At 61.9% G+C, this 11,470-nt stretch carries 9 protein-coding genes and 1 pseudogene; 8 read left to right on the forward strand and 2 right to left on the reverse strand.

Annotated elements, in window-relative coordinates:
• Positions 1-20: 20 nt before the first annotated feature.
• Together G6035_RS20330 and G6035_RS20720 are read right to left on the reverse strand one after the other, a co-directional pair.
• Entirely contained in the window at positions 21-236 is a 216-nt protein-coding gene (locus G6035_RS20330) for a hypothetical protein (RefSeq protein WP_256128117.1), read from the reverse strand.
• 49 nt (positions 237-285) lie between these two features.
• A pseudogene (locus G6035_RS20720) lies at positions 286-1,164 on the reverse strand (ISAs1 family transposase); the annotation flags it as partial.
• Between the two features lie 600 nt (positions 1,165-1,764).
• Here G6035_RS20720 and G6035_RS18545 point away from each other — a divergent pair.
• The 8 genes from G6035_RS18545 to G6035_RS18580 all read left to right on the forward strand — a co-directional run bounded on the left by G6035_RS18545 (position 1,765) and on the right by G6035_RS18580 (position 11,041).
• On the forward strand, positions 1,765-3,081 hold the full coding sequence (locus tag G6035_RS18545) for an extracellular solute-binding protein (protein ID WP_176618582.1): 1,317 nt from the start codon (positions 1,765-1,767) through the stop codon (positions 3,079-3,081).
• 2 nt (positions 3,082-3,083) lie between these two features.
• Positions 3,084-4,055: a carbohydrate ABC transporter permease gene (locus G6035_RS18550; RefSeq protein WP_371131070.1), complete on the forward strand. Its 972-nt coding sequence runs from the start codon at positions 3,084-3,086 to the stop codon at positions 4,053-4,055.
• Positions 4,055-4,894, forward strand: a complete 840-nt coding sequence (locus tag G6035_RS18555) for a carbohydrate ABC transporter permease (RefSeq protein ID WP_176618583.1) — start codon at positions 4,055-4,057, stop codon at positions 4,892-4,894. The genes G6035_RS18550 and G6035_RS18555 overlap by 1 nt, the downstream gene beginning before the upstream one ends.
• A 185-nt stretch (positions 4,895-5,079) precedes the next feature.
• Positions 5,080-6,126, forward strand: coding sequence for a LacI family DNA-binding transcriptional regulator (locus G6035_RS18560; RefSeq protein ID WP_176618584.1), 1,047 nt, complete (start codon positions 5,080-5,082; stop codon positions 6,124-6,126).
• A 12-nt stretch (positions 6,127-6,138) separates the two neighbouring features.
• Positions 6,139-7,119 (forward strand): glycosyl hydrolase family 32, encoded by a 981-nt coding sequence (locus G6035_RS18565; RefSeq protein ID WP_176618585.1) that lies wholly within the window; start codon positions 6,139-6,141, stop codon positions 7,117-7,119.
• Positions 7,116-8,030 (forward strand): carbohydrate kinase, encoded by a 915-nt coding sequence (locus G6035_RS18570; protein ID WP_176618586.1) that lies wholly within the window; start codon positions 7,116-7,118, stop codon positions 8,028-8,030. Before G6035_RS18565 ends, G6035_RS18570 begins: the two co-directional genes overlap by 4 nt.
• A gap of 314 nt (positions 8,031-8,344) precedes the next feature.
• The gene (locus G6035_RS18575; protein ID WP_176618587.1) at positions 8,345-9,547 is read left to right on the forward strand and encodes a NosD domain-containing protein; all 1,203 of its coding nucleotides are present in this window, start codon (positions 8,345-8,347) and stop codon (positions 9,545-9,547) included.
• A gap of 150 nt (positions 9,548-9,697) precedes the next feature.
• The gene (locus G6035_RS18580; protein ID WP_176618588.1) at positions 9,698-11,041 is read left to right on the forward strand and encodes a NosD domain-containing protein; all 1,344 of its coding nucleotides are present in this window, start codon (positions 9,698-9,700) and stop codon (positions 11,039-11,041) included.
• The last annotated feature ends 429 nt before the right edge of the window (positions 11,042-11,470 follow it).

Raw genomic sequence — 11,470 nt, forward strand, 5'->3', positions numbered from 1 at the left:
CAGGGCGTCTGCAAAGTCGTTTAGCTGGTAGACAGGCCGATGAGTTTGAGGGCACGGTGCGGGTACTTGCGTGCGCCGCGGGTGGCTTTGGCAAGGTTGGTTTCGCCTTCCAGGCGCAGGATCGTGATCGCGATGTTGCGCAGGGAGGCCATGACACGCGGGGCGTTGCCCCGCCGAATCTGGGAATTGTCTTCGCGCCAGGTCACGTCGCGGCGCCAGTGCAGGGGCGTTCTCAATGCCCCAGTGGCCGCGGACCAGGGATCCGATGAGGTCCGGCTTCCCTTGCGCCGGGGCCAGGGAAGTGACGACGTGGACGGTCTCGGTCGACCATTTTCGGGTCCCGAGGGGCCGGGACCTGCGGGTGATTTGGGCGGCCTGGGCGGCGTGCGGGAATTTGATGCCGACATCAAAACTGACGCACTTGACGGTCCGCTCGATCTCGCGGCCATTGGCTGTGTTGCGGGTCTTGTGTCCGGCACGGACTTGCATCCACGGCAGGGAACCGAGCTGGTGACGAAGTTTGGGCTGGTTGGCTTTTACCGTGAGCACGTACCGGGCGCCCCGGGTGTGCAGGTATTCGGCATGCACACGCTGCGTATGGAGGGCGTCGGCGGATATGACCACGTCCCTCAGGTCCTTGATGCCTTCCAGAACGGGCAAGAAAAACGGTGGTCTCATTGGTTTCTCGGACACATTCTTCCGTACCAGCACCGCCGCGGTGGTGTGGTCAATGCCGGCGAGCAGGTGGACCCGTGTGCCGCCGCCGTTCTTGGCGCCACGGACCTCCTTTCCATCAATGGCGATGGCCGCCACCGCTGTCATGCCTTGAGCCCAGGAACCGGCCAGCCGGTCCAGGGTGTCAGTGTTCAGGCGTTGGAGGACCCTGGCCCAGGTCGTTGCGTGCGGGGCGCCGATGCCCGGGGCGGCGAGTTGGTCCCGGGCAGTGTCGGTTGCCCACTCGGCCATCTCCACCAACGTGGTGGCCCCGGCCAGCACCGAGCAAACCATGATGACCAGCAAGTGCGCGACGCGGTGCCGAACACCGCGCTTCTTCCGCGGATCCCTCAGCCCGACCAGCGCTGCAAGGACCTCTCCCGGGTCAATCTCCACCGGCCCGGTCGTGGCGAATTCGTCAATGAACGAGGCAAGGTGAAACGATGGCATGCGAGAACTCCTGGCAACATGTGGGACTGAACAATCACATGCTTAAGGGGTTCTCGCTCATTAACAGCCAGGCCGGGTTCGTCCCACATTTTAGGACGCTGAATTCTCACAAACGACTTTGCAGCCACCCTGGGGGGCAAGCCGAATCGTGTCGGTTAGGGCTTTGCAATCTCCTGGACGGTCGCAGTTTAGCTCTCGAAATTGATCCAGATCCGCACCCGCCGTGAAGTCTCTTCCTGGGTGAACCATCGCCTGACTTGCGGACCTCCATACTCCGGCCCCAGTAAAACGGCATCTGAAAGTCAGCTTCACAGTCGAACCGCCAAGCTGCCGGTCCCCCTCTGCCGGCATCCGCGCGTAGCGCCCCTGGTACCCGGTGGAGGAGATTCCCGCCCCACTATTGGCCCCTCGTTCACGGGCCGATCCGGGCTTTGAGCAGCCAAAAAAATTTGGCAGATTTTGGCAAATTTTGGCCATTGACTGCGAGAAACCCCGAACCATAGGCTAGTGCCAAGACGTTTTGCCAAAACGTTTTTTCACCGCCAGTCCGGTGAACCCACCTCGCGGCCGGCGCCGCGTCAAATTGAAATCGGAGTAACGATGCTTCGCACTAAACTGACGGGGTCGCGTCACGTGCGCCTGCCCCGCTTCAAGGCGGCCACAGCAGTCGCCGTCGCCACGGCCTCCCTACTGGCCCTGAGCGCCTGCACGCCGGGCGCCAACACCAACAGCTCAGCACCCGTGAAGTCGATCACCGTCTTGGTCGAAGCGGGCGGGCATGCGGAACTGCAGCCCATCGCCGACCTGTACAAGAAGGACACCGGCGTGAAGGTGAACTTCGTCGAACTGCCTTACAACGGCCTCTACAACCGCGTCAACAGCGAGCTCTCCACAGGCAGCGTATCCTTCGACGTCGCTGCCCTGGACGCGATTTGGCTGCCGACGTTCGCCGCGGGACTTCAGCCGCTGAATGACCTGTACACGCCGGCGGTGAAAGCGGACAACTTCCCGTCCGTCGTCCAGGAGGCCAAGGTCGGTGCCAACTACGTCGGCATGCCGGCCTTCACCAACTCGGAGATCCTCTACTACCGCACCGACCTGTTCAACGACAGTGCCAACAAGGCCGCCTTCAAGGCGAAGTACGGCTACGACCTGAAGCCGCCCACGACCTGGCAACAGTACGCCGATGTTGCAGCGTTCTTCACCAAGAACGGCATGTACGGCGCACCCCTTCCCGGTGCCGAGGAGACGCAGTACCTTGCCGCGCTGTCCCAGGCCGGCGAAAAGGAAATGGTCTTGAATGCGGCAGGCACCAAATCAACCCTCGGTGATGCGGCAAGCCTCAAGGCGCTCAACTACTACACCAGCCTCGCAAAGTATGCACCTGCCGGGGCGGCCGCCGTCGACTGGAATGCCGCGCAAAACCTGTACAACCAGGGCAAATCAGCCATGATGCTCTTCTGGGCCCACGCCTACAGGCAGATCCCCACCAGCTCCCCTGTATATGGCAAGACTGCGGTCGCACCCATGGTCGCAGGCCCCGCCGGCATCGCCGGGGTACCCGGACCCTACTACCTCAGCATTCCCAGGCAGGGCCCTCACCAGTCCGCATCCCTGGCTTTCGTCAAGTTCGCCTATGACCACAACGCCCTGAGTGCCACCACGTCGCTGGGGCTGGTCGCTCGCATCTCCGCGCTCCATCAGTACGAGAACAAGCCGGGCTATGCCGCCTACAAGCCGATGATCACCACCCTTTCGGCACCGGCGACCATCACGCGGCCGGCGAACGCGAACTGGCAGAACATCGTCAACAATGCGCTGATCCCGATGATACAGAAGTCCTTGCAGCCTGGAGCGGACAACGCCGCGCTCCTCAAGGCCGCAGCTGCCCAAATCGATCAGATTGTTCAGCAATAGTGATGACCGCCATGACTCCGGAGCGGCCGGCCACCCGGCCTGCCGCCCACAGTTCCCGCCCGTCCCCTCCGCGTGCCCGAAAGCGGTTCCGGCTGACCGACAACCGCTTCGCCACCCTGCTGATGCTTCCGGCCGCGCTCTTCCTCGCCGTTTTCGTCGCATGGCCGCTGCTCCAGTTCGTCATCAACAGCTTCTACCGCTACAACCCGATCGCCGGCGGCCCGCACACCTTCGTCGGCTTCGACAATTACGTCCGGGCCCTGACCGACGCCGGCTTCGGCAATTCGGCAGTGCGCACGATCGCGTACACCGCAATCGTCGTCACCCTTGAGTTCGTCCTCGGCCTGACCGTCGCGCTGCTCTTTAGCGGGCTGGGCAACCGTTCGCGCTTCTTCCGTACGATCTTCCTTTACCCGCTGATGATCGCCCCGATCGTTGCCGGTCTGCTGTGGCGCTTCCTCCTGATCGACAATTCCGGGATCGTCAACCAGCTGTTGTACGAAGCGCACCTCATTTCATCCCCCAACCAGATCCAGTGGTTGAGCGACCCGAACATCGCACTTTTCTCCGTCGCCCTGCCCGATATCTGGCTCACCACGTCCTTCATCTCACTCGTCCTCTTCGCGGGACTGCAGAACGTTCCCGGTGAGATCATCGAGGCGGCACGAATCGATGGCGCGCACTACCCGACCCTGCTTTTCCGAATCATCCTGCCGCTGCTGCGCCCGGTGATTGCCGTTGCCCTCATCGTCAGGGGCGTCGACGCCGCTCGGGCGTTTGACGTGATCGTCGTCCAGACGAATGGTGGTCCCCAAAACTCGACGAATGTCCTTTCCCTGCTCGTCTATAACACCCAAATCGCCAATGGCAACCCGGGCCTGGCAAGCGCCATGGGCACGATCTACCTGTTCGCATTGATGGTCGTCGCCGTCATCGCTGTACTTACCATCTGGCGACCAGGAAGTGATCAGTAATGAACGGACTCGAGTCCCGACGCGGCGGCACCCGCGCCATCCTCTGGACGACGCTGACCGTGCTCGTCGTCCTGTACGCCTTCCCGTTTGTCTACATGCTGTTCACCTCGTTCAAGACGCCGATCGAAACGAACGCCATTCCGCCGACGATCCTGCCCTCGACCTGGACGATCCAGAACTACGTCATGGCCCTGAGCACCCAAGGCGTTCCGCAGTCGTTCGTGAACAGCATCCAGACCGCGGTGATGAGCACCCTCATCTCGCTGGTCCTCGCAGTTCCCGCGGCCTACGCGGTGACCCGTTACCGCACCCGCCTGGGCCGGGTGTTCATCCTGCTCGCGCTGGTCATGAGGATGGTGCCGGCGATCGTTGTCGGCGCCCCGCTGATCGCCGTCTTTCACAATCTCGGACTGTCCGACACCTCCTTCGCCCTGGCATTGGCCCAGACGACGATCTCGCTCCCCCTGTCGATCTGGCTGATGGCGAGCTTCTTCGAGGCAGTGCCAGACGAGCTCGAGGAGTCGGCGCGCGTCGATGGGTGTTCCAGGCTCGGGTCGCTGTGGCGGATCGTAATCCCGATCACCCGCGGCGGCGTCGCGGTCGCCGCGATCTTCGCCTTTCTCGCCTCGTGGAACGACTTCATTTTCGCGCTGCTGCTGACCTCGGTACGCGCGGTCACAACACCGCTGCAGATCGCCAACTTCCAGAGCCAATTTGGTTTGGACTGGGGCACCATGACCTCGCTGGCCGTGCTCTACTCGGTTCCGGTGATCGTCCTGGCCATCGTCCTCCAGCGGCACATCGTCGCAGGCCTCACACTCGGCGCGGTGAAGGGTTGACCCGTCACTGTCTGAAAGGAAACCTTGACGAGCATGGAGTCCCGGCAACCGACCCGCCTGCCCAAGGGACTCGCTGACGTGAAATTGGCGTCTGCCCGCCGCGCGTCGGCTTGGGCAGCACGGATGGCCATCCGGACGGCCGCGGCTACAAAGGGCATCACACATCAAAAAGGGGAGAAGGAATCGTGGCAGTGAAGAGTGCCGGCATCCGGGATGTCGCCGAACTGGCTGGCGTATCGGTCACAACCGTGTCACACGTGCTCAATGACACACCGCACACGCGGGTCTCCGAAGAGACACGTGCGCGTGTTCGCCAAGCGGCAAAAACACTTGGCTACGGACCGAACAGGATGGCGCAGGCGCTACGCACCAACCGGTCCGGGCTCATCGGCCTGTTGAGCGAAGAGATCGCAACTACGCCCCACGCGGGCAGGATCATTCTCGGCGCCCAGAACGCGGCACGTGAACACGACCTGACCCTGGTCATCGTCAACACTGAACGCGAATCCAACGGCAACTCGCACAGGGATGACGTTCAGGCGCTGCTCGACCGGCAAGTGGACGCAATTCTCTACGCAACGATGTACCACCGCCAGGTCCCCCTCCCCCCAAACCTGAAGGGCCTTCCCGCGGTCCTGATCGACTCGACGGACCAGGCCGGCGTCGTCCCCGCAGTGGTCCCCGATGAGGTCGGTGGCGCAGTCGCCGCCGTCACCCACCTCGTCGAGGCCGGTCACACACGCATCGGCTTCCTTAACAACGACGACGACGTGCCGGCGACACACGGACGCCTCGCCGGTTACCGGCAGGTTTTGCAAGCGCATGGCATCCCCATCGATGAAACGCTGATCGCCTCCTCACCATCGGAAACCCTTCCCGGCTACGGGCGTGCCCGAGAAGTCCTTGCCAGGGACGACCGGCCGACCGCCCTGTTCTGCTACAACGACCGGATGGCCATGGGCGCCTACAGGGCCGCAATGGAATTGGGACTGAACATTCCACACGACCTCTCCATCGTCGGATTCGACAACCAGGAACTCATCGCCGCGAACCTCTTCCCCGGCCTGACCACCGTGGCGCTCCCCCATTACGAAATGGGTGCATGGGCCGTGGAAACCCTCGTGCACCTCCTCCACGGCGACGCACAATACAAACTCCTCGCCGACAAACCGACACTTCTCGACTGCCCCCTCATCGTCCGGGGCTCAGTCACCAAACCACGAGACAACTGAAAGGTACACAACATGCTTCGACTTGCCGCGTCTTGGGTATGGGACTTCTGGATCGCCGACGATGGCGACCGCTACCACCTCTTCTTCCTGAAGGCCTCCCGGGCCCTCCTCGACCCCGACCGCCGCCACTGGCGTGCGACCATCGGACACGCAACGTCCACAGACCTCAAAACGTGGACCGAACATGCCGACGCGGTCATCCCTGATGACTCACCGACATTCGACGATCTCGCCACATGGACCGGGTCGGTTGTTCGCGACGACCACGGGACATGGCGGATGTTCTACACGGCTGTCAGCCGCGCCGAAGGCGGACTGAACCAGCGCATCAGCTCCGTCGTTTCCGACGATCTCTTCACATGGCGTCGCGAGCCGGACAGGCAGGTGCTGGAACCGGATGCCCGTTGGTATGAAACCGCCGAAACACGAAAATGGCCGGACCAGGCGTGGCGCGACCCGTGGGTGTTCCGTGACCAAGAGACCTGGCACATGCTGATCACCGCCCGCGCCAACCACGGCGATCCTGACAACCGTGGGGTCATCGGGCATGCAACCTCACCCGACCTGACCCACTGGACGGTACGGCCCCCGCTGTCTGAGCCGGGCGCCGGCTTTGGACACATCGAAGTCGTCCAGACCGCCAACGTCGACGGCAAACCCGTCGGCCTGTTCTCCTGCCTCGCCACCGAACTGGCCCATGAACGCCACACCGAGGACCCCGTCGGCGGTGTTTGGGCGTTCCCGGCGGACACCTTGGCAGGACCATTCCTGACCGCGGATGCCTACCGCCTCACGGACGAGCGGCTCTACGTGGGTCGGCTGGTTCAGGACCGCGCCGGGCAGTGGCAGTTCCTGGCGTTTTGCAACGACGACCAGAACGGCGGCTGGGTCGGTGAGATCACCGACCCCCAGCCCGTCAGCTGGGTCAATGGCCGGTTGGCGATCGAGGCGATCAGCCAGTCGGAAGCCCACGATGCCCGGGTCCCGTCGTGAACGCAGGTGCACTCGTCGTCGGGGAAGCGCTCATCGATGAAGTGGTCCAGGCCGGCCATGTGGGTCGCCACCCGGGCGGATCGCCCGCCAACGTCGCGCTCGGACTATCTCGGCTGAACCTTGATACCCGCTTGCACACCACCATTGGCGACGATGACGATGGCGAGCTGATCAGAAAGCACCTGAGTGGATCCGGAGTACTCCTGACCGCAGAATCCACAACGAAGGCACCGACATCCAAGGCAGTTGCCACCCTCGCCGATGATGGATCGGCAACATACGAATTCGCGCTGAGTTGGGACCCGTGCAACCTTGAGAACATCGGAGCACCGAAGGTCATTCACACCGGCTCGCTTGGGGCGTTTCTTGATCCCGGCGCGGACATCACCAGAGACATCCTTCGACGCGGCCGGTCCGCGGGGGCACTCATTACGTTCGATCCGAACGTTCGACCGAGCCTCGTCCCAGACTCAGACAACTCACGCAAGCGCTTCAAGGCCCTCGCGTTCGCCAGCCATCTCACAAAGCTCAGCGATGAGGACGCCGAATTCCTCTTCCCAGGAAAATCACTCGACTATGTCCTCGATCTGCTCATGGATGGAGGTCTGGCCGTAGCCGGCATCACACGAGGACACCGGGGCGCCTACCTGGCGAGTGGCGAGAATCGCGTCAACATCCCGCCCGTCAAGACCGCAGTTGCGGACACGGTGGGTGCCGGCGATTCCTTCATGGCCGCACTGGTCTGGGCCCTCGTCTTTGACGGTGGCGGCTGGGACGGGCAGGCGGTTTCCGGTCGCCGGCTCGAGGAAATTGGCGGGAAAGCAGCCCGTGCAGCGGCCATCACAGTCTCCAGGACCGGCGCTGACCTGCCCGCCTTGGACGAGCTCACGAGAGACCAGGCCCGGGTCTGATTTTACAATCGGGACCCGGTCCCGCACCTGCTCCGCTCCGCGTTTCCAGCCCCTGTCCAAAGCCACCCGGAAACGACCAAAACGATCTACACAGAAAGGGGGAAACCTTGATGGAAAAGTCCCAACCCACACGCCGCGCCGTCGTTCAAACCACGGCCGCTGCTGCAGCACTTGCCGCGCTTAGCTTTCTAAGCGCCAAGCCGGCGCTGGCCGATACAACGCCACCGCAGCAAGCTAGCCAGCCCGCACCCATGCACAGAGTCCCTGTCGGCCTCTTGTAAAAGCGACGTTTCAAACCAGTGAAAGGCATGCAGATGGAATCCAATGTGTACGACGTCACGGCTTGGAAGACCCCCGGGAAACCAATCGACCCACAATACGACATAGGGGCGGTGATCAACAGCATCATCGCCGACATCAAGCAACGACAGACGAACCAGACAGACAAGCCTGGCGCAGTCATCTACATCCCGCCGGGAACCTACTCACTGAAGACGCGCGTCGTCGTCGATGTCAGCTTCCTGACCATCCGGGGATCCGGACACGGATTCACCTCGCTGTCGATTCGCTACAACTCGGACACAACCGGGTGGCACGAGATCAACCCAGGCGGCAGCCACATCAAGGTCGAGAACACCGACGGCAACACTGAAGCCTTCATCGTCTCGCGCAAGGGTAACCCCCGTCTGAGCGCCATCGCCTTCGAGAACTTCTGCCTCGACGGAGTCTCATTCGGCAGCAACCAAAACTCATACCGGAACGGCAAGGTGGGAATCCGGTTCGCGACCGACAACGACTCCGCACGTGTCCGCGGCATGGGAATGGTCTACCTTGAACAAGCACTGCTAATCCAGGGACCGGACGCGCTCGACGTCTCCGGGAACTTCCTCGCAGAATGTGGAACCTGCGTCATGATCGTCGGTGGAAGCCAAGCATCCAAGATTTCAGACAACCACCTCGGCGCCGGGCCGGTCGGTTTCACCATCTTCGCAGAGAACAGCAACGGCCTGCTGATCACCGGCAACAACATCTTCCCGCGGGGCATTGACTCTGTTCACATCAAGAACTCATTCCGATCCAACATCTCGGCGAACCGCCTCCAGTCTTTCTACCCCGGAAGCATCACACTGGAAGGCAACTGCAAAGAGAACCTGATCAGCTCCAACATGTTCGAGCGCCAAGTCGAGACGTACGGCCCCTTCATCGGTATCGGCAACGGCCTCCCCGATGATTTTGGCGTCGTGCAGGTCAACGGCGACGGAAACACCATCACCGCCAACCACGTCACCCTGATCGTCCCGCCAGACCAGGTCAAACCGGCCGGCGGAACAGCGGCGATTTTCCGCATCAAGAACGGAGACCAAAACCTCATCGGCGCCAACCACATCATCTCCAACCTCACGGTCCACACGGTGGTCCTGGACGCCGGGACGACCAACTCGCACGTCTTTGACAGTGGAACCGAAGCACAACTGCTGGCCAACTCCACCAGTTACGGATTCCGCCCCACCCCGTAAAACGCCAGGTGGGTGCGGGGAACCCGGTCAGGTTCCCCGCACCCACCACCGAAGCGCGCCATAATCGAGACGCCCTGGATCCGTAACCGAATCAGTCCGACTCCCCGCACCCTCAAATGCCAGGCAACCACAACATCGAGGAATGAACCCATGTCAAGCAACAACCACTACGACGTGACTACGTGGCCCATCGGCAATCCATCCGAAGACGTCGGTGAAGTAATCAACAGCATCATTGCCGACATCAAGGACCGGCAGATAGACACCGATTCGAACAGCGGCGGAAAGCCGGGGGCGGTCATCTATCTCCCGCCCGGAGACTACCACCTACGCTCGCAAGTCGTGATCGACATCAGCTTCCTCAAAATCGAGGGCTCCGGACACGGCTTTACGTCATCGAGCATCCGGTTCAACGTTCCCGAAGACGAATGGCCCGGGCTGCATGAGCTCTGGCCCGGCGGCAGCCGCATCATCGTCAACATGCCGCGCAGTGATGAAGAAGACGACGATTCCAAAGGCGCCGCCTTCTACATCGAGCGCAGCGGGAGCCCGCGGATCAGCTCGGTTGAGTTCTCCAACTTCTGCATCGACGGGATGCACTTCAACGACGATGGCTCGCAGATGCATCCAGAAAACACCTACGTCAACGGCAAGACCGGAATCCATGCCGCGACCGCCAACGACTCATTCCGCATCACCGGCATGGGGTTCGTCTACCTCGAACACGCACTCACCATCCACAATGCGGACGCCCTGACCATACACGACAACTTCATCGCTGAATGCGGAAGCTGCATAGAACTGCGCGGGTGGGGACAGGCCTCAAAAATCACCGACAACCTGATCGGAGCCGGATTCAAGGGCCACTCGATCTACGCCGAAAATCATGGCGGGCTGCTGATCGCCGCAAACAACGTCTTTCCCCGTGGTGCAAGCAGCGTCCATCTCAACGGCGTCACGCGATCAAGCATCACCAACAACCGCCTGCATTCGTTCTACCCCGGCATGGTAGAGCTGGCCGGAAACAGTTCAGAGAACCTCGTGGCCACGAATCATTTCTTGCGCGACCACGAGCCATGGACGCCCTTCCTCGGAACCGACAACGGGCGGGACGACGTGTACGGACTTCTCCGCATCAACGGCAGCAACAATTCCATCATCGGCAACCACTTCTCCGAGGTGATCGACTCACAGACCATCCGCCCAACAGGTGCGACGCCTGTCATCATCCGACTGACGGCAGGCAGTGGAAACTACGTCTCCAGCAACCACGCCGTGGCAATGGACGTTCACGCAAAATCAAGTGACTCCGCCTTTGCAGCCCAGGTAGACGCACTCCTCACGACCGAGGCCTCAGACGGCCTGGCCATAACCGCCGTCATGGTCGATTCCGCTTCAGCCCGGAACACAATCCTTGACTCCGGAAGCGACACACAAGTTCTCCTGGACAGGACCGTCAACGCATTCAGGGCCACACCTGTAATCGGACGCTAGCACGCCGTCGAAAGGTATGCACTGCAGCGGTGGCCCTGCGGGAACGCACGGTCATGTTGGCCGCCGACGGGATGGCGAACATCCGCATCGAAAGGACTACCGGACTTCGGCACCCACAGTTTTTAAAGCGGCGAACCCGCTATTGATGGCCAACAGGATCAGGATTCGGTTGCCGCCAGTGGGCACGGGTCTCGTCGTTCCGGCGCTAAGTCTTTCTCTTTTCATTGTCCGCGAAGCAGTACGAAAGACCATCTTCCCCATGCGGCCGCGGCATCTCCCCGCAACAGCGTACAGGTTCCCGTGGGCGGTCTTCCGTTCCCTGCTTTCCCACGCCAATAGCCCTGGCCCGGCGTTCAGCAAGTGCAGCCAGCCATCGCAGTGACGGCTGCCAAGCGACGATGCCACGTTGGCGGCGCGGGCGAGCTGAAC

Source organism: Arthrobacter sp. SDTb3-6 (assembly GCF_013376095.1).
Taxonomy (GTDB): Bacteria; Actinomycetota; Actinomycetes; order Actinomycetales; family Micrococcaceae; genus Specibacter.